Below are 18,470 nucleotides of genomic sequence, written 5' to 3'. Positions count from 1 at the left end.
AGGGGAAGAGATGACTTATTGTTGTGCGCTTAGATTAAAAGATGGTCTCGTCTTTATCAGTGACACGCGTACGAATGCTGGCGTGGATCATATTTCAGTATTTCGAAAGCTTTATACTTTTGGAGTTGAAAATGAACGTTTTATTACGATTCAAACATCGGGTAATCTGGCCACAACGCAGGCAGTCATTGGGCATCTAAAAAACCATTTAGAATTACAACAAATACCCAATTTATATAGTGTAAACACGATGTTCGAAGTGGCGGAATTGGTTGGACACACGTTGCAAAAGGTTATTGCAGATGTGACTGAAAATACGCAGGAACAGAGTAATTATTACTGTAGTTTGTTGGTGGGTGGGCAAATCGGTCAAGCTGAAATGCAACTTTATAATATTTACCCACAAGGTAATTTTATTTGTGCGACCAGTGATACCCCGTATTTTCAAATTGGAGAAAGTAAATATGGTAAGCCAATTCTGGATCGAGCCTTAAGTTATGATATGCCACTCAGTGAAGCTTTACGTTGTAGCCTAATTTCATTTGATTCGACATTGCGCTCAAACGTATCGGTGGGTATGCCACTAGACGCGCTTATTTATAAAAAGAACAGTTTGCATATTCCTGAAGGTAAACGAATTACTGAAGAAGACCCTTATTTCCAACATATTAGTAAGCAATGGTCAGATACGCTACGGAGTGGATTACAGGATTTACCAAAGCCGTCGGAAGATTATTTTAATTAGGATTTAATCCTTATTTTTCTAGGAATAGCGCGAGAAATCGCGCTATTCTTTTATTTGCACAATGAATAAAACAATAAGATAGGAAATTAATAACGTACCAACTTTGCTATGCCAGTCAGGCAAAACTTGCTTCTGAAACACGGCTACAAGATTTAAGAGACATTCTATCCGAAGCCCGAGATTTTAATGTAAAACTCAAGATCAAAGGGGTATCGTGTTATGCAGATAGTTGCTTCTTCCAATGTTTGGAGGGAGAACAAGATTCGGTTTTTAAGCTTATTGAATAAAATAGAAAAAGACCAGCGACATTTTGATTTAAGTATATTGTCGCAACAACAAATACAGACTGATTTTCATTTTTCAGATTGGAGTATGAAATATATAGGTCGGCATTCAGAAGTACATCATTATTTTGCACAATTGGGATCTAGCAAATTTAATCCCGTATTATTTCAGCAAGCATCATTACAGAATTTTTTACAGTTGCTATATCATATGCCAGATCAGCAGTTATAGACGCAGGTCAGTTGACCAAAGAATGAAACCATAGATACCGCTCACAAAGCGGAGCAGTATCTAAAGTGTTTTTTTATTCAACTGTTCGATGAGGGCGTTGGCTTAAACGGCATAAAAGCTCATAACCAATCGTGCCATTTGCATCAGCAACGTCATCTACTAAGCGTTGTTTACCCCAAAGTTCAACAGGTGTACCAAGTGCAACATTTAAACCTGTCACATCAACAGCAACCATATCCATTGCCACACGCCCAATGACAGGAAGCATTTTCCCGTTAATCACAACATAATTCTGTTTGACATAGGCACGAGGGTAACCATCTCCATAGCCAATTGAAACGATGGCTAAATCCGTGTTTTGTAATGCGGTATAGGTTGAACCATAGCCAACCTTTTCGCCTTTTTGAATATGATTCAAGGCAATAATTTCTGCACTTAAGGTCATGACGGGCTGTAAATCTAAATCTTTTACAGTCCGCTCAGCAAAAGGTGTTGCACCATATAACATAATGCCCGGGCGCACATAATCAAAATGGAGTTCAGGCCAGCGATAAATTGCAGCTGAATTACAACATGAAGCAAGAATTGGAGCACAACTTTGTTTTATATCAATAAATTGAGCAATTTGTTGTTCATTTAACGGGTGGTCGGCATCAGCATTGGCAAAATGCATGGTCAATACGCAGGTAAAGCCTGCTGCTTTTAAGGTATTAATGACAGCAATAATTTCACTGGCTTTAAAACCTAATCGGTTCATGCCACTATTAAGCTTAATCCAGACTTTGAGTCCAAGGGCAGTGTATTGTTCTTGATGGGCCAGTAACCAATTCACTTGTTGTGGCTGATGTACGACACATTCCAGCTTTTCTGCAATGACAGTCTGCATTTCATCAGCGGAAAATATCCCTTCAATTAATGTAATGGGTTGTTCATAGCCCAAAGCACGGATTTCCAATGCTTCTTGCAAGCAGGCGACACCAAAAGCATCGCTACTATTTAAGGCTGCAAGACAGTCTTTGATACCATGTCCATAAGCATTGGCTTTCACCATACTGACGATTTTTGCCTTAGGGGCAAGTTGTTTAACACGGTTTAAATTATATTGAAGTGCTGATTGATCAATACAAACTGTTGCTTGGCGCACCCGAATGACTCCTTTGGGAACAGAGAATGGCAAGATTAAAACAAGGGTTTTATTTCAAGTCATCGAATCAGAAATATGGGATGGTATTACCGTTCAGGTAAATCTCCACAAAATATGACAGTTATTGTAGACCTATAAAAATCAAATACCCATCTTATTTCATGACTTTATTCTATTTAAATGTATGGGTTATTGGTTTTGTTCGATCACGGCAGTTTTATAGGGATGTTATTTTTAAATCATTTAGCATTAAAAAATGGGCTGAACGCCCATTTTTTATTCTTCGTCATCGTACTGACTATAGTATTCAGGCGATAAGTTACTAAAACGCGTATATTGACCTTCAAAAGCCAATCGGACTGTACCAATTGGACCATTACGCTGCTTACCAATAATAATTTCGGCAGTACCAGCTTCTTTTGACTCTTTGTTATAAACCTCATCGCGGTAAATAAACATAATTAAGTCGGCATCCTGCTCAATCGCACCCGATTCACGTAAGTCAGACATTACAGGGCGTTTATTGGGGCGGTTTTCCAGAGAACGGTTTAACTGAGAAAGTGCGATGACAGGGCACATCATTTCTTTTGCCAATGCTTTTAAGCTTCGAGAAATCTCACCAATTTCACCTACACGGTTATCCCCCATACCTGGAACTTTCATCAACTGCAAATAGTCGACCATGATACAGCCCAGTTTACCACCGTGTTGTTTGGCAATACGACGTGCACGGGCACGTAATTCAGTTGGAGGTAGGGCAGAAGAGTCGTCAATATATAGATGCTTTTCTTGCAGCTGTAAAATCGTACCTGTGACTTTAGACCATTCATCGCCGTCTAGTTTACCAGCACGTAAATGACCTTGATGTACTTTGCCGTAAGCAGAAATCAAACGCATGGCGATTGAGTCTGCGGGCATTTCCATTGAGAACACCAGCGCAGGCAAATCACAATTAAATAGCACACTTTCGACTAAGTTCATGGCAAAAGTGGTTTTACCCATCGATGGACGTGCGGCAACAATAATCATATCGCCTGCTTGCATGCCTGAAGTTTTATTGTCTAATTCAACAAAACCCGTGGTTAGGCCCGTAATGTTACCTTCCATTTGAGACAGTTCATTTAATTTGTCAAAAACGTCTGCAACTACGGTATTAATGGCTTTTGGACCTGCATTTTTCTTATTGTTGTTGTGTTGTTCAGCAATCGAGAAAATATTGGTTTCTGCTAAATCTAAGATTTCACCGACACTACGACCTTTGGTGTCATAGGCATTCTGCAAAATTTCAGAACTGACTTTAATCATATTACGTAAAGTCGAGAACTCTTTAATTTTATTGGCATAAGTTTCGAGGTTATAGAAACTTGATGGAGAGTCAGCCATAAGCTGCATTAAATATTCTTCACCACCAATTGCTTCCAGCAAATTCTGCTTAATTAACCAGTCATTTACCAATACTGCATCATAAGGGGAGTTTTCTTGTGCGAGTTTTTCAATTGCACGGTAAATATACTTATGGCGTGTTGCATAAAAATCTTGTTCATTTAGCACATCACTGACTTGCTCAAATGACTCGGCAACAGTCATTAGGGCAGCAAGTACTGCTTGCTCGATGGCTAAATTATGTGGAGGTGTGCGAAATTCTTTGAGTTGATTCGACTCATTTATTTTATTGTCTGCCTTGGATGAGTTTGGAGTAGCAGTGGCATTCGCCTGAGACATATCAACAACCTAAAGATAAATGCAGAAAAAAATAATGCAGATAGATGTGCGATGCATCATGATGATTTTATCAATAATACGCACTCTGGGGTAAAGATAGTATCAAAATTTCAGCCTAATGTGGGCTTGGAATTTATTGATGAGAAAATTTGAAGATAAAAAAAGAGCATGCGTGAGCATGCCCTTTTTTTTGCAAGAAATTACTCAGATACAATAGTAACGAGAACTTCAGCAACAACATCATGGTGCAATTGGATTGCGATGTTGAATTCGCCAGTGTGACGAAGTGCACCGTTCGGTAAACGAACTTCTGCACGGTCAACTTCAAGACCAGCATTTGTTAACGCGTCAGCGATATCACGAGTACCGATAGAACCGAATAGTTTACCTTCGTCACCAGCTTTAGCAGTGATCACGATGTTAACTTCGTCTAATTGGCTAGCACGTGCTTGAGCAGCAGCTAAAACATCAGCTTCAGCTTTCTCAAGTTCAGCACGACGAGCTTCAAAAGCAGCAGTGTTAGCTTCAGTAGCTGCTACTGCTTGACCTTGAGGGATAAGGTAGTTGCGGCCGTAACCAGCTTTAACTGAAACTTTATCGCCTAATTTACCAAGGTTTTTAATGCGTTGTAATAAGATAATATCCACAGCTCAACCTCACTTATGATTGTCAGTGTAAGGGATCAAAGACAAGTAGCGAGCTTGTTTAATAGCAAGCGCTAATTGACGTTGGTAACGAGCTTTAGTACCTGTAATGCGGCTAGGAACAATCTTGCCGTTTTCAGTGATGTACTGTTTTAAAGTGTCGATATCTTTGTAGTCGATGTACGTAACGTTCTCAGCTGTAAAGCGGCAGAACTTGCGACGACGGTAAAAACGTGCCATTGATGTTCTCCTTATGCTTCAGCAGAGTCTTGAGCAGCTAGTTGTGCTTCTTCACGTTGAGCTTTACGCGCACGCTTTTCTTCAGCACTCTTAGCCAATAAAGACTCTTCAGTGATTGCGTTTTCACGACGGATGATTAAGCTACGAAGGATTGCGTCGTTATAACGGAACAATTCTTCTAACTCATCAAGAGTAGTTTGACCACACTCAACATTCATAAGAATGTAGTGAGCTTTGTGGATCTTGTTGATTGGGTAAGCCAATTGGCGACGGCCCCAGTCTTCAAGACGGTGGATTTGACCTTCAGCTTCTTTGATGTGAGTTAGGTAGCGTTCTACCATACCAACGACTTGATCGCTTTGATCAGGGTGTACTAAAAGTACGATTTCGTAATGACGCATTGTCAGCTCCTTACGGTTTGAACAGCCCCCAACGTTAAAATAATAAGTTGGAAGCAAGGAGTCACAACCTAGGTTGTGTCGCATAATTTGCGAAGGTGAGATTTTAGATGGTTTAGCAACCAAATTCAAGTCATAAAATAAGTTATGTTGTGAATTTGGACTGGGATTTAAGCATTCAATTATTCAAATGAAAGTAACTGAATAAAAGTAAGTTTATGGGGGATAGTAACTATTATTTTATTGAGCTTTAAGGCTAAATCAAATTTTTAAAAGATAGAGAGGGGTCTCTATCTTTTAAAAAAGGGGTAAATGTGGGGCAGGGCTTACATAACTAAAACTAAAGCTAAAACTTAAAGCTGTAATTAAAATTACAGAATATAAGAAATAACGTTTAGCCCAAACTTGATCATTTTCTGCTTTAAAACCAATAATGGATAAATAAACCCAATAGGCACATAAAGTATTGAAAGTGAATAAGAAAAATAAGTTTGTATAACCAAAGCAATATAGACCGTTTAATACTGCTGCAAATAAAAGTACGTAAATTAGACTTTCGACTTTGGTACGTAAAATTGAACGTGCAACAGGTAAAATTGGAATACCTGCATTTTTGTAGTCATCGAAACGATAGATCGCAATTCCCCATGAATGAGGCATTTGCCAGAGTGCATAAGCTAAAAAAATCAGCAATGCAGCAACATCGAATTCGTTAGAAACAGCCGTATAACCAATTACAGGTGGACTTGCACCTGAAATGCTACCAATCACAGTTTGGTGAATGGTGGTACGTTTGCTCCAAAGACTATAAAACCCAACATAAACAACAAAACCAAGAACAGCGAAACCAAAAGCATAGGCATTGACATAAAACCACAACATGCCAAATCCTAAAAGACCTAAGGCTGCAGAAAAAATAAGCGCAACACTAGGGCTAATGGTTTTTTGGACAAGTGCGCGGCTTTGAGTGCGTTGCATCTTCTGGTCAATGTCTTGATCGATGACATTGTTAACTACACATCCTGATGCAACAACCAAAGTTGTAGCCAGTAGAGTAATCAGAAGTAAAAGGAAATCTACAGAACCTTGGGCGGCTAAGAAGAAGCCGCCCAAAGTGGTAACGAAGTTACCAAAGAGAATTCCTGGCTTAGTCAGGAATAAATACTTTTTTAACATGACGACCAGTTTAGAGCATCATGTTGAAGTGAAGGTAATTCATAACCCATACAGAACCGATCAAAAGAACGGCAATTGTAAGAATCGTATAGATAAATGCAATTACGTTCCAACGCTGTTCTGCAGATGAGTTCATGTGCAAGAAGAAAATCAACTGTACAAGAACCTGAGCAACTGCAGTAATACCAACGACTGCAAGGGTTGCGCCACGACCGAAGTTTTCTGGGTTCATTGCCATATAGAATGGAACAATGGTTAGTACCACAGAGACAATAAAACCAATAGTATATTGCTTCACGGTACCGTGAGCTGCATCAGACGCATGATTATCGTGACTCATTAGAGAACTCCCCTCAAATAAACTACGCTGAATACACAGATCCATACGATGTCAAGGAAGTGCCAGAACAAGCTCAAGCAAGCAAGGCGACGTGTATTCGGTAATGTCAAACCATATTTTTTGATTTGAACCATTAACACGATCATCCATACCAAACCAGAAGTTACGTGAATACCGTGCGTACCAACTAAAGTAAAGAACGCAGATAAGAACGCACTTGTGCTTGGACCATAACCTTCATGTACAAGGTGATTAAACTCGTACAGTTCCATGCCAATGAATGATGCACCAAATACCCAAGTAATTGCTAACCAAATTAAAACTTGGCTAACATTCTTTTTGTATGATGCAAGTACAGCAAAACCAAATGTTACTGAAGAAATTAAGAGAGCAAAAGTTTCAGTTAATACGAAACCTAGAGACTCACCAAAAAGTTCTTTTGCACTTGGTGTACCCGGTGGAACGTGACCACTTAATACAACGAAAGCAATGAAGAGTGTACCGAATAGGATCAAGTCACTCATCAAGTATGACCAGAAACCAAAGACTGTGATGTCAGTATCATCATGATGATGATGTTCATCGTGTCCGTGGTTATCGTGATGAAGTACTTCAGCCATTGTCTTAGTCCTTCTTCAAGTGTTTTTCAAGAATCGCATAGCGTTCGTTTTCAATGCGCTCAACTTCAGCAGCTGGAACATAGTAATCAACTTTCTTAGTGAAAGAGCTTACGATGAAGCTGATGATTGCAGCAACAAAGGTTACGACAACTAACCACCAAATGTGCCAGATTAAACCGAAGCCCATAGCAGTGATGAACATTGCGATTACAAAGCCAGCAGCACGGTTTGTCGGCATATGAACATCTTCATAAGACGTCGGACGTGCATAAGCAACACCATTCTCTTTGTCATTCCAGAAAGTATCGATACCGCTAATTTTTGGAAGATGAGCAAAGTTATAGAACGGGGCAGGTGAAGATGTAGACCATTCAAGTACACGACCATCCCATGGATCGCCAGTAACGTCCATGTTGTCATGGCGTTGTAAGAAACCAACAATGATTTGCATTAAGAAACATGCAATACCGATTGCGATTAATACTGCACCAAACAATGCAATTGCGATGTACGGATCCCATTCAGGGTTGTCATATGTATTCAAACGACGAGTCATACCCATGAAACCAAGGATATAAAGTGGCATGAATGCAAAGTAGAAACCTAAGAACCAGAACCAGAATGCTGCTTTACCCCAAGTTTCATTAAGCTTCCAACCAAACATTTTTGGCCAGTAGAAAATGATACCCGCAAATAAACCGAATACAACACCACCAATAATTACGTTATGGAAGTGAGCAATAAGGAATAAAGAGTTGTGTACAAGGAAGTCCGCAGGTGGAACAGCCATTAATACACCAGTCAAACCACCGATACCGAAAGTCACAAGGAAGCCAAGTGTCCAAAGCATTGGAGTTGTGAATGTAATGCGACCTTTGTACATGGTGAATAACCAAGAGAAGATTTTCACACCAGTCGGGATCGCAATAACCATAGTCATGATACCGAAGAACGCGTTAACGTTGGCACCTGCACCCATGGTAAAGAAGTGGTGAAGCCATACAACAAATGACAATACTGTAATTGCAACAGTTGCATACACCATTGATTTGTAGCCGAACAATGCTTTACGAGAGAAAGTCGACACAATTTCAGAGTAAATACCAAATGCTGGTAATACCAAGATGTATACTTCTGGGTGACCCCAAGTCCAAATCAAGTTTACGTAAAGCATTGGGCTACCACCAAGCTCATTGGTAAAGAAGTGGAAACCGAAGTAACGATCTAGAGTTAACATTGCAATTGTTGCAGTTAACACAGGGAATGCAGCAATAATCAAAACAGCAGTACAAAGAGCTGTCCAAGTGAAAATTGGCATATCCATTAATTTCATGCCAGGTGCACGCATTTTAATGATGGTAACAAAGAAGTTAACACCTGTTAAAAGCGTACCTAAACCAGAAATCTGTAGCGCCCAGATATAGTAGTCAACACCTACACCAGGAGAGTATTCAATACCAGAAAGAGGAGGGTAAGCCATCCAACCTGTAGCAGCGAATTCACCTAAAGCAAGTGAAACCATCATTAAGCCAGCAGCACCAGCGAATAACCAGAAACTTACAGAGTTTAATAATGGGAAGGCAACGTCACGAGCACCAATCTGCAAAGGTACAGAGATGTTCATTAAGCCAACGACAAGACCCATTGCTACGAAGAAGATCATAATTACACCGTGAGCGGTGAAGATCTGGTCATAGTGTTCTGGGTGTAAGTAACCTTCACCGCCACCACGAGCGAGGAAAAGTTGTAAACGCATCATGATTGCATCTGCGAAGCCACGAAGTAACATGACTACAGATACCAAGATGTACATGATACCAATTTTTTTATGGTCTACAGATGTGAACCATTCGTTCCACAAGTAGCTCCATTTTTTAAAGTAAGTAATGCCTGCAAAAGCGGCAATACCACCTAAAACCATCAAAGCAACCGTTACCAACACGATTGGATCGTGTGGAATCGAGTCTGGACCTAACTTACCTAAGAAGCTCATGTCTTATTCCCCTACAGCCGATGAAGCAGGTTCAACTGCGGCATGTGCGTCAGCAGCAGCCCCGTGAGTACCCGCAGTAGCTGAATGATCAGCACCGTGATAGTTACTCATGTATTTGTTGATTACTGATTCAAATAAGCCTTTTTCAACAGAAGAGTAGTAAGTCACTGGATGTGGCTTAGTTGGATAAGGCTTCATTGCTTCAGCAGCAGCCTTTTCTTCTGGAGTAGTCGCTTTAGCGATAAGAGCTTCGATCTGATGATGCGAACGGTTGCCATCACGCAAGGTTGCAAATTCAGCTTGGTCTAAAATACCTTTTTGAATTGCAGCAGGGTTAATTGAAGTACCGTTGCCTGCTTTCACAGCTGCGACCCAATCAGCAAATTGAGCTTCAGTCACTGAATGCGCACGGAAACGCATTTGAGAGAAGCCATAACCTGAGTAGTTAGAAGAGAAACCGCGGTAGCCTTCAGCTGGGCTGGTTTCATCTGCCAATAAATGCAGGTGAGTTTGCATGCCAGCCATGGTGTAGATTTGGCCAGAAAGTGCAGGAATGAAGAACGAGTTCATTGTGAAGTTAGACGTCAAACGCAGGTTCACAGGAGTTTTCTCTGGGAAGCGAATTTCGTTAACAGTCGCAATTTCTTGCTCTGGATAGATAAAGATCCACTTAAACTGTTCAGCAATAACTTGAACTGTTAAAGGTGCTTTATCAGAATCGATTGGACGGTATGGGTCATACTTGTGTGAACCCCACCAAGTCAACCAAGCTAGAATACCAATAATAATAACTGGAACACCCCAAACTACAATTTCAATAGCAGTTGAGTGTGCCCAAGTAGGTTTATAGTCTGCATCTTTATTCGACGAGCGATATTTCCAACCAAACCATAATGCCATTAAGATCGATGGAATAACGACCAATAGCATTAAATAGATCGCAGTCATCATCAAGTCACTTTGACCTTGTGCAACTGGACCTTTAGAGTTTAGAAGTACCATATCACCACCACACCCAGTTAAGAGCGCAGCAATCGTTGATAAAGACAATACAGCTAAAATCGTTTGTCTCATTTTACAACCTCGGTGAAGAGTCCCATTCCCTAAATAATATGGGATAGCGATTAAAGTGTCGCATGCTTGAGAATTTTGATTTTGGATAAAAAAACTTCTCAAGCATGTGGCACCGCTACGTTGTAGGGCATTATGCCTGATATCGTTAAACTAAGCTATATATAAAGTCGCTTTAAATGTCTGTTATAAAACCTGATTTTAGTGGTCGGAATTGGTTGTTTCAGTTTTTTTTTTATTGAAATATCAAACTTATGTAAAAAAAAGGGATGAATTGATCATCCCTTAATTTTAATCACGATTATTGTTTTATCACGATGGTTTTTGCTAGTTTATCGTGCAATGTTTGTCGATTTTTTCCAAATGCGAATAAATAATCGGCAATCGTGATAAACGGCATAAACAACATGTTTAAAATGATAAATACAATACTACGTAACAGAAAGATGCGCGTTAAATTTACTTTCTCGCCGCTATCCGCATCTACAATTTTAATTCGCGTTAACTTTTTGCCGATACTTTGTCCAGACTTGGCTAGAAAGAATGCCTGAATAGCCAGCATTATAATGATATAGGCAAACATGGTTTGCCATGCTTCGATTGGAATAAGCGCGAAAAGTTGCTGTTGTAATTGAACAGCCTGTGTGGATGAATCTGCTGCTTGCATCTTTTGCTGGATGCTAGCAAGTTCATTCACTTGGTTGGCGTTAAGAAAGAAAGATGGAATTGCTGCTGCGGGCAACCAAAGTAATAAATCAATGATTTTTGCTAGCGCACGAGTATTCACTGAAGCCAGTTCTGGTTGAGATACTTTGCCTTCAACTTTGGTTTGGATGATTGTGGGGTTGTGTAAAGGTGTATGTGTTGGTGGAACATAACCTGTTGGTGTATATACAAGTTTCCCTTGGGTTAATTCACCTAAAGCTTTCCATTCGGTCATACCTTCATGCCAAGCCAAATCTGTTAAAAGTACTTGTTGGCTGGCAAGCATTTGATTCAACTGTTCTAAAGTGTATGGACCAGCTTGTTGATTATTACGTGCCAAGTAAATTTGCATAAAAATAAAATCTCAAAAATGAAAAGAGAAAAAAAGACCCAACTAATGGGTCTTTTTTTAACATGTTTTCTTAAGCTTGTTGAGCTTTTTCTTCTGCAAGGAAGAACCAAGTGTCTAAAACTGAGTCTGGATTAAGTGAAACAGACTCAATTCCTTGCTCCATCAACCATTTTGCAAGGTCAGGATGGTCAGATGGGCCTTGACCGCAAATGCCGACATATTTGCCAGCTTTACGACATGCATGGATCGCCATTGAAAGTAATGCTTTAACAGCTGCATCACGTTCGTCAAATAGGTGAGACACAATACCTGAGTCACGGTCTAGACCCAATGTAAGCTGAGTCAAGTCGTTAGAACCGATAGAGAAGCCATCAAAGTGTTCAAGGAATTGTTCAGCTAACAGGGCGTTAGTTGGTAATTCACACATCATGATTACCTTAAGCCCATTTTCACCACGCTTAAGCCCATTTTGAGCAAGCAATTCAATGACACGTTTTGCTTCATGTACAGTACGAACGAATGGAATCATGATTTGGATATTAGTTAAACCCATTTCATCACGTGCTTTTTTCAATGCACGGCATTCTAATTCGAAACAATCGCGGAAATTGTCAGAAACATAGCGGCTTGCACCACGGAAACCAAGCATTGGGTTTTCTTCTTCTGGCTCATAAAGCTTACCGCCAATAAGGTTCGCATATTCGTTTGACTTAAAGTCAGACATACGAACAATTACAGGCTTATCAGCAAATGCCGCAGCAAGGGTAGAAATACCTTCTACTAATTTTTCAACGTAGAATTCGATAGGAGAAGCATAACCCGCAGTACGCGCCATGACTGCTGCACGTGTTTCACGTGGTAAGCTGTCAATGTTTAACAATGCTTTAGGGTGTACACCAATCATACGGTTAATAATGAACTCTAAACGCGCAAGACCAATACCTTCGTTAGGAATTTGAGCAAAGTCAAATGCACGGTCAGGGTTACCTACGTTCATCATAATTTTGAACGGAAGTTTTGGCATAGAGTTAATTGAGTTACGTTGAATTTCGAAATCTAACGAACCTTCGTAAATAAAGCCTGTATCACCTTCAGCACATGAAACAGTCACTTCTTGTCCATCGGTTAAAACTTCAGTTGCATTGCCACAACCTACGATTGCAGGTACACCGAGTTCACGAGCGATAATTGCCGCATGACAAGTACGACCACCACGGTTGGTCACAATTGCAGCAGCACGTTTCATTACTGGTTCCCAATCTGGGTCAGTCATGTCAGAAACAAGTACGTCGCCTTCTTGGACTTTATCCATTTCTTTAATAGACGTTACAATGCGCACTTTACCAGAACCGATACGTTGACCGATTGAGCGCCCTTCACAGATTACAGTACCTTTTTGCTTAAGCAGGTAACGTTCCATGGTGCCAACATTTTCACGGCTTTTAACTGTTTCTGGACGTGCTTGAACGATATAGATTAGACCGTCGTCACCATCTTTTGCCCATTCAATGTCCATAGGCGCTTGATAGTGTTCTTCAATGATTAGTGCTTGTTTAGCAAGTTCTTGAAGTTCATGGTCATTTAACGCAAATTGTTGACGCTCTGCTTTTTCAACATCGATAACAACAACTGACTTGCCAGCAGCGCCTTCTTCGCCATACACCATTTTTTGGTGTTTAGATCCAAGATTACGACGCAAGATAGCATGTTTACCATTTTTAAGAAGTGGCTTAGAAATGTAGAATTCATCAGGGTTTACAGCACCCTGTACAACCATTTCACCTAAACCATAAGAAGCAGTAATAAATACAGCATCACGGAAGCCTGATTCTGTATCTAGAGTAAACATTACACCTGCAGCACCAGTTTCTGAGCGAACCATACGTTGGATGCCCGCTGATAATGCTACGATGTCATGCGCGAAGTTTTGGTGAACACGGTAAGCAATAGCACGGTCATTATAAAGTGAAGCGAAAACTTCTTTGATCGCGATAAGAACATTGTCAATGCCGCGAATATTCAAGAAAGTTTCCTGCTGACCTGCAAAAGACGCATCAGGTAAATCTTCTGCTGTCGCAGATGAACGAACGGCAACCGCGATATCAGGGTTGCCGTTTGAAAGGGTAGCGAAAGCGCCGCGAACTTCTTTTTCTAGTTCTGCGGTAAGCGGGGTATCGACAATCCATTGACGGATTTTTGCACCAGTTTCAGCAAGTGCAATCACATCATCAACATTTAATGCTGCAAGTTCCGCGTTAATTTTAGCGTTGAGGCCACTTTGCTCGAGAAATTCACGATACGCAGCAGCAGTAGTAGCAAAGCCCCCAGGTACAGATACACCTGCATTTGCTAGGTGGCTAATCATCTCACCCAGAGATGAGTTTTTCCCACCCACGAGCTCTACGTCGTGTTTCCCTAATTTTTCTAGACCAATTACGCGCGCTTCCAAAGTTGTTACTCCACTTTTGCAGTATTAATCACTATCTTGTCATGAATTTAAAACAAATCTGCTTAGCTTTTTAAGTTTACTAAGCGACAGTCATGTAAGATCAGTTTACTATAATGATTATATAGTACTTAGACAAATATTCGAGGAGAATTTTAATGTCAGAAGGTAAACAAATAAAGCGAAGTGTGTTTTTTATTTCAGATGGAACTGCGATCACCGCAGAAACTCTTGGACACTCTTTACTGGCCCAGTTTCCAAATGTAGATTTTGACATTCATATTATTCCTTATATTACGTCTGAAGAAGCTGCTATGAATGTAGTTTCTGAGATTAATCAACGTGCTGAGCGTGATGGACAACAACCATTAGTATTCGATACTTTGGTTGATCCTTATGTACGAGATATTATTAATACGGCCAATGCTGTGAATTTGGATGTGTTTGAAGGGCTTATTAGTAAGTTGTCTGAAGAGTTGGGCACACCACCTACAACTTTAGTCGGACAAACCCATGCGGTGACGGATTCTGAGTCATATAAAGCGCGTATTGATGCCGTACATTTTGCGCTAGATAACGATGATGGCGCTCGTACTCGTCATTATGACAAAGCCGACTTAATTTTGATTGGGGTTTCTCGTTCAGGGAAGACACCAACATCCATTTATTTGTCATTACAATTTGGAATTCGTGTCGCAAATTATCCACTTACGGAAGAAGATTTAGATGACAACCGTTTACCTTCAGTATTGAAAGCGCATAAGCATAAGCTGTTTGGACTCATGATTGATGCTGAACGTTTGGTTGCGATTCGTTCTGAGCGTAAAGCCAATAGTCGCTATGCAAGCTTTAGCCAATGTCAAATGGAGTTGCGTGCAATTGAAGGCATTTATATCTCAGAAGGGATTAAATATCTGAATGTGTCTGAAATGTCGATTGAAGAAATTTCTACCCGTGTATTACAAATGACGGGTCTAAAACGCCGAATTGGATAATATTGGATTAATCCAGTATTTATATAAAAATTGAATAGCTTAATTCCCAATCTGAATAACTGGATTGGGTTTTTTTATGTGCAATCATTCTAATGATAAAGATGAAACTTCATTTGAAATGGTCTGCAATTATTTAAGTGAATTTGTAAGGATAATTAAATCGACTGGATAGATAGAACCATCTACACATTCAATGCAGCTTTCTGTAATTTTTTTGACGGGCCAAGTAATAAGTTGGCATTTTTCCTGTTGCAATGCGTGATAATAATCATCAGATTTTAGAAATTCTTTCTTTTCACGGGTAATATTAGGCGTTAGTTGTCGTTTTAGCCAGTTGTTCTGAATTTGAGAATCTAGAAACCGAAGCGCTAAGATACTTTTGATACGGGTATTGATGAGGCGCTTGTTTTTTATGAGTAAGGGATGTTGCATATAACGGCTATATTTTTGTTCTGACTGTGGAAGAATTAAGGCTGGTTGTATCTGAAAGACATAGACTGAACTTGATCTATTGCGAATTTTTTCAAGTAATGCGGCGATTTTTTGATCGATCCCAATGATTGCAACCCTTTGCTCGATGCATGTGTCTAGGTTGAGTTCCGCTGATGTCCGTATTTGTCCTTTAAATATTTCATAATCTTGTGGTAGATGTTGAAAAATATGGCTGGAAGTATTCAGCTTACTAAATTGTTGCATGATTGTTCCTTAATCATTTTTTTATTGTCAGAATTTTTAGTTTTTAATTGAATATTAATTCATCAACCACGTAAAGTGGATTCTGCTACTCGGCAGTCATTTTGATAGATGGATTGTATGGGAAATTCGGAAAGCCTAAGAAACATGTTTCTTAGGCTTGATGTGATTCAAATATTTGAATCATAAATTATTTTTTATGTTCATCAGATGGCTAAAGTTTGCTAAGCGTTTTTCAGTATCGTAAATATCGCAGGTGAAAATAAACTCATCGACTTGATAAGTTTTAAGTAAATCTTCAAGACCATCTTTTACGGTTTGAACCGAACCAATTTGTGCTAAGGCAAAGAAGTTATTCACTGACATTTTTTCGACGGGTGACCATAGGTTCTGCATACTTTCTACAGGAGGTTTAAGTTTTAGGCTATGTCCTCGCATTAAGGCAAGTACACGTTGGAAGGCACTGGTCGCAAGATACTGGGCTTCTTCATCTGTGTCTGCAATGACTGTAGGCACGCCCATCGAAACATAAGGTTGATCCAGATATTCGGATGGTTGAAAATTATCACGGTAAAGTTGAATCGCTTGTCCGAGCATTCTCGGTGCAAAGTGAGATGCGAAAGAGTAGGGAAGTCCCAAGCGTGCTGCCAATTGAGCGCTAAACAAGCTAGAACCTAAAAGCCAAACAGGGACATGGGTGGATTGTCCTGGTGTAGCAACAATTTTTTGATGTTCATCAGGTGCTTTGAAGTATTGTAATATTTCTGTGACATCTTGCGGAAATTGATCTTCAGTTTCTTGGCGCCCGCGACGTAATGCTCGCATGGTCACTTGATCTGTACCAGGTGCGCGACCTAGACCCAATTCAATACGGTTCGGATAAAGCGTGGCTAAAGTTCCAAATTGTTCTGCAACCACAAGTGGTGCATGATTTGGCAGCATGATTCCGCCTGAACCGACTTTCAGCGTTTGCGTGTTGGCAAGAATATAACCCAGTAAGACAGCTGTAGCAGAACTGGCAATACCATCCATATTGTGATGTTCAGCTAACCAGAAGCGTTCAAAGCCCAATTTTTCAGCATGTTGAGCAAGTTCTAGTGCGTGGTGTAAAGAAAAGGCAATACTTTTATCATCACGGACTGGTGCAAGCTCCAGAATTGAAAATTTGGTATTTTGTAGAGTATGCATATCCAAACTCGAAAATTATATATCGAAATAATACGATATAAGAAGGGGTTTGTATATCGCTTAATTTCGATATATTACCTAAACCCAAAATAAAAGCATCCGAAGATGCTTTGTATTATGACGGATTAATCATCCCAACGTTTTTTCTTGTAGTGGCCCAAATGGCGTCCATTGTCATGGCGGTAATGGCGATCATTGTAACGTTCATCGTCGTTGTAGCGATAATTACGGTCTGAGCGATAGCCACGATTATCATAGCGTTCATCGTCACGACGGTCTTCTGACACTTTGCGCCCTAGCGCTGAACCACCTGCGGCCCCTAAAGCGGCGCCAACATAGCCACCATTAGTTCCTGCAACATTTTTACCTACAGTGTAACCACCCGCACCACCAAGACCACCACCAATAGCAGCAGAAGTACGATTACGTCGATCACTCGCAGCAGCAGCGCCACCTGCACCACCGACAGCAGCACCAATCATTGCGCCTGTTGTACCGCCGAGTTGTTTACCAATTGCTGTGCCTGCGACACTACCTAAAGCTGATGTTGCGGCAACGCGAGTGCCATTATCGGCATAAGCAGTCCCCATCATTGTGGTCGCGATTAATGAGGCATAAATTACATGATTCAGTTTCATTGCAAACTCCATTTTTCAAAGTGCTATGTGCTTAAGTCCAATCTAAAAGAGTTGAGCGGATTAAAATGAAGGGCTTTGTATGCGTGCATGAGGGTTTTGTCATTACTTTGTGTTGCTTCTTCATAACAAATTCACAATTACGGTTTTAAAAACACGACCATTTTAATTTTAGATCTAACTTTTTTAACCCAACATAAAACAAGCACCTAACGGTGCTTGAATGCTTGGACTAGAGGAATTAACGGTAGTGACGGTGACGTTTTTTCCATTTGCGTGATGATTTGGCTTTTTCTTCAGCTTTATCTTTAGAAATTTTGTTTCCTAATGCAGCACCACCAGCAGCGCCTAATGCAGAACCAATGTAGCCACCGTTAGTACCACCCATGCTTTTACCGACGGTATAACCTGTACCACCACCTAAAGCACCACCAATAGCAGACTCAGTACGGTTACGGCGATCACTTGCAACAGCTGCACCACCAGCACCACCGAGTGCTGCACCAATTGTAGCGCCTGTATTGCCACCCATGCTTTTACCAACAGCAGTACCTGCAACACTACCGAGTGCACTTGCTGCTGCAACACGTGTTGTACTATCTGCGTGAGTATTCATTGCTAACATTGAAGATGCAGCCAATGCAGTACTTAATAAAACAGCATTCAGTTTCATCGTATTCTCCATGTCCAAAAATGCGGACGAAATTTTTTGATGCGGCAAATGTAACAAAACGCATCGTCATAAATGTGGAGAGCAAGGCGCTAAGTTGTGCTGTTAGGTGAGTGCTTTGTATGAGTTTGATTAAAATTGTTCATTTTATGACTGATTAAGCATTGCATGGGTAAA

The 18,470-nt window shown here is 40.4% G+C and carries 19 protein-coding genes; 3 read left to right on the top strand and 16 right to left on the bottom strand.

Translation table 11 applies throughout. From position 1 onward, the window contains the following. Positions 1-10: 10 nt before the first annotated feature. Positions 11-745, top strand: a complete 735-nt coding sequence (locus E0H87_RS00725) for a proteasome-type protease (protein WP_131321480.1) — start codon at positions 11-13, stop codon at positions 743-745. A gap of 89 nt (positions 746-834) precedes the next feature. Then, positions 835-1,032 (top strand): BLUF domain-containing protein, encoded by a 198-nt coding sequence (locus tag E0H87_RS16310; protein WP_131322479.1) that lies wholly within the window; start codon positions 835-837, stop codon positions 1,030-1,032. Positions 1,033-1,334: 302 nt separating this feature from the next. On the opposite strand, the gene alr is transcribed toward E0H87_RS16310, so the two are convergent. The 12 genes from alr to ppsA form a co-directional block, all read right to left on the bottom strand. Then, positions 1,335-2,405 carry an alanine racemase gene (alr, locus tag E0H87_RS00715; protein ID WP_131321478.1) on the bottom strand — a complete coding sequence of 357 codons (1,071 nt, stop codon included), beginning with the start codon at positions 2,403-2,405 and terminating at the stop codon, positions 1,335-1,337. Between the two features lie 276 nt (positions 2,406-2,681). Continuing rightward, positions 2,682-4,127, bottom strand: coding sequence for a replicative DNA helicase (dnaB, locus tag E0H87_RS00710; RefSeq protein WP_131321477.1), 1,446 nt, complete (start codon positions 4,125-4,127; stop codon positions 2,682-2,684). A 200-nt stretch (positions 4,128-4,327) separates the two neighbouring features. Further along, positions 4,328-4,774, bottom strand: a complete 447-nt coding sequence (rplI, locus tag E0H87_RS00705; RefSeq protein WP_004696433.1) for a 50S ribosomal protein L9 — start codon at positions 4,772-4,774, stop codon at positions 4,328-4,330. Between the two features lie 9 nt (positions 4,775-4,783). Further along, complete coding sequence (rpsR, locus tag E0H87_RS00700; protein WP_004278792.1) at positions 4,784-5,011, bottom strand: 30S ribosomal protein S18; 228 nt, start codon at positions 5,009-5,011, stop codon at positions 4,784-4,786. 11 nt (positions 5,012-5,022) lie between these two features. After that, the gene (gene rpsF, locus E0H87_RS00695; protein WP_016166408.1) at positions 5,023-5,412 is read right to left on the bottom strand and encodes a 30S ribosomal protein S6; all 390 of its coding nucleotides are present in this window, start codon (positions 5,410-5,412) and stop codon (positions 5,023-5,025) included. Positions 5,413-5,706: 294 nt separating this feature from the next. Beyond that, positions 5,707-6,585, bottom strand: coding sequence for a heme o synthase (gene cyoE, locus E0H87_RS00690; protein WP_131321475.1), 879 nt, complete (start codon positions 6,583-6,585; stop codon positions 5,707-5,709). Between the two features lie 10 nt (positions 6,586-6,595). Then, positions 6,596-6,925 (bottom strand): cytochrome o ubiquinol oxidase subunit IV, encoded by a 330-nt coding sequence (gene cyoD, locus E0H87_RS00685; protein WP_131321473.1) that lies wholly within the window; start codon positions 6,923-6,925, stop codon positions 6,596-6,598. Further along, a complete protein-coding gene (gene cyoC, locus E0H87_RS00680) occupies positions 6,925-7,545 on the bottom strand; it encodes a cytochrome o ubiquinol oxidase subunit III (protein WP_131321470.1) in 621 nt (206 codons plus the stop codon). The genes cyoD and cyoC overlap by 1 nt, the downstream gene beginning before the upstream one ends. 4 nt (positions 7,546-7,549) lie before the next feature. Further along, positions 7,550-9,538 carry a cytochrome o ubiquinol oxidase subunit I gene (gene cyoB / locus E0H87_RS00675; RefSeq protein WP_131321468.1) on the bottom strand — a complete coding sequence of 663 codons (1,989 nt, stop codon included), beginning with the start codon at positions 9,536-9,538 and terminating at the stop codon, positions 7,550-7,552. A 3-nt stretch (positions 9,539-9,541) separates the two neighbouring features. Then, the gene (gene cyoA, locus E0H87_RS00670; protein ID WP_131321466.1) at positions 9,542-10,612 is read right to left on the bottom strand and encodes a ubiquinol oxidase subunit II; all 1,071 of its coding nucleotides are present in this window, start codon (positions 10,610-10,612) and stop codon (positions 9,542-9,544) included. A gap of 298 nt (positions 10,613-10,910) precedes the next feature. Continuing rightward, on the bottom strand, positions 10,911-11,666 hold the full coding sequence (locus E0H87_RS00665) for an RDD family protein (RefSeq protein ID WP_131321464.1): 756 nt from the start codon (positions 11,664-11,666) through the stop codon (positions 10,911-10,913). Between the two features lie 70 nt (positions 11,667-11,736). Further along, on the bottom strand, positions 11,737-14,115 hold the full coding sequence (gene ppsA / locus E0H87_RS00660) for a phosphoenolpyruvate synthase (RefSeq protein ID WP_131321462.1): 2,379 nt from the start codon (positions 14,113-14,115) through the stop codon (positions 11,737-11,739). A 155-nt stretch (positions 14,116-14,270) separates the two neighbouring features. Between ppsA and E0H87_RS00655 the strand changes: the two genes are divergently transcribed. After that, the gene (locus E0H87_RS00655; protein ID WP_044740377.1) at positions 14,271-15,107 is read left to right on the top strand and encodes a pyruvate, water dikinase regulatory protein; all 837 of its coding nucleotides are present in this window, start codon (positions 14,271-14,273) and stop codon (positions 15,105-15,107) included. A gap of 129 nt (positions 15,108-15,236) precedes the next feature. On the opposite strand, the gene E0H87_RS00650 is transcribed toward E0H87_RS00655, so the two are convergent. The 4 genes from E0H87_RS00650 to E0H87_RS00635 all read right to left on the bottom strand — a co-directional run bounded on the left by E0H87_RS00650 (position 15,237) and on the right by E0H87_RS00635 (position 18,296). Continuing rightward, complete coding sequence (locus E0H87_RS00650; protein WP_131321460.1) at positions 15,237-15,803, bottom strand: flavoprotein; 567 nt, start codon at positions 15,801-15,803, stop codon at positions 15,237-15,239. A 180-nt stretch (positions 15,804-15,983) separates the two neighbouring features. Continuing rightward, positions 15,984-16,988, bottom strand: a complete 1,005-nt coding sequence (locus E0H87_RS00645; protein ID WP_131321458.1) for an LLM class flavin-dependent oxidoreductase — start codon at positions 16,986-16,988, stop codon at positions 15,984-15,986. A 125-nt stretch (positions 16,989-17,113) separates the two neighbouring features. Next, on the bottom strand, positions 17,114-17,626 hold the full coding sequence (locus tag E0H87_RS00640; RefSeq protein ID WP_131321456.1) for a hypothetical protein: 513 nt from the start codon (positions 17,624-17,626) through the stop codon (positions 17,114-17,116). 238 nt (positions 17,627-17,864) lie between these two features. Beyond that, positions 17,865-18,296 (bottom strand): glycine zipper domain-containing protein, encoded by a 432-nt coding sequence (locus tag E0H87_RS00635; protein WP_131321454.1) that lies wholly within the window; start codon positions 18,294-18,296, stop codon positions 17,865-17,867. Positions 18,297-18,470 lie beyond the last annotated feature (174 nt).

It is taken from the genome of Acinetobacter sp. ANC 4178, assembly GCF_004331175.1.
Lineage (GTDB): Bacteria > Pseudomonadota > Gammaproteobacteria > Pseudomonadales > Moraxellaceae > Acinetobacter.
Note: the sequence above shows the minus strand (reverse complement) of the source record. Positions and strands in the feature narration are given on the sequence as shown.

Coding starts and splice junctions, on each gene's coding strand:
- E0H87_RS00725 (WP_131321480.1), top strand. CDS start 11: ATGACTTATTGTTGTGCGCTTAGATTAAAAGATGGTCTCGTCTTTATC.
- dnaB (WP_131321477.1), bottom strand. CDS start 4,127: ATGTCTCAGGCGAATGCCACTGCTACTCCAAACTCATCCAAGGCAGAC.
- rpsR (WP_004278792.1), bottom strand. CDS start 5,011: ATGGCACGTTTTTACCGTCGTCGCAAGTTCTGCCGCTTTACAGCTGAG.
- rpsF (WP_016166408.1), bottom strand. CDS start 5,412: ATGCGTCATTACGAAATCGTACTTTTAGTACACCCTGATCAAAGCGAT.
- cyoE (WP_131321475.1), bottom strand. CDS start 6,585: ATGTTAAAAAAGTATTTATTCCTGACTAAGCCAGGAATTCTCTTTGGT.
- cyoD (WP_131321473.1), bottom strand. CDS start 6,925: ATGAGTCACGATAATCATGCGTCTGATGCAGCTCACGGTACCGTGAAG.
- cyoC (WP_131321470.1), bottom strand. CDS start 7,545: ATGGCTGAAGTACTTCATCACGATAACCACGGACACGATGAACATCAT.
- cyoB (WP_131321468.1), bottom strand. CDS start 9,538: ATGAGCTTCTTAGGTAAGTTAGGTCCAGACTCGATTCCACACGATCCA.
- cyoA (WP_131321466.1), bottom strand. CDS start 10,612: ATGAGACAAACGATTTTAGCTGTATTGTCTTTATCAACGATTGCTGCG.
- E0H87_RS00665 (WP_131321464.1), bottom strand. CDS start 11,666: ATGCAAATTTACTTGGCACGTAATAATCAACAAGCTGGTCCATACACT.
- E0H87_RS00655 (WP_044740377.1), top strand. CDS start 14,271: ATGTCAGAAGGTAAACAAATAAAGCGAAGTGTGTTTTTTATTTCAGAT.
- E0H87_RS00650 (WP_131321460.1), bottom strand. CDS start 15,803: ATGCAACAATTTAGTAAGCTGAATACTTCCAGCCATATTTTTCAACAT.
- E0H87_RS00645 (WP_131321458.1), bottom strand. CDS start 16,988: ATGCATACTCTACAAAATACCAAATTTTCAATTCTGGAGCTTGCACCA.
- E0H87_RS00640 (WP_131321456.1), bottom strand. CDS start 17,626: ATGAAACTGAATCATGTAATTTATGCCTCATTAATCGCGACCACAATG.
- E0H87_RS00635 (WP_131321454.1), bottom strand. CDS start 18,296: ATGAAACTGAATGCTGTTTTATTAAGTACTGCATTGGCTGCATCTTCA.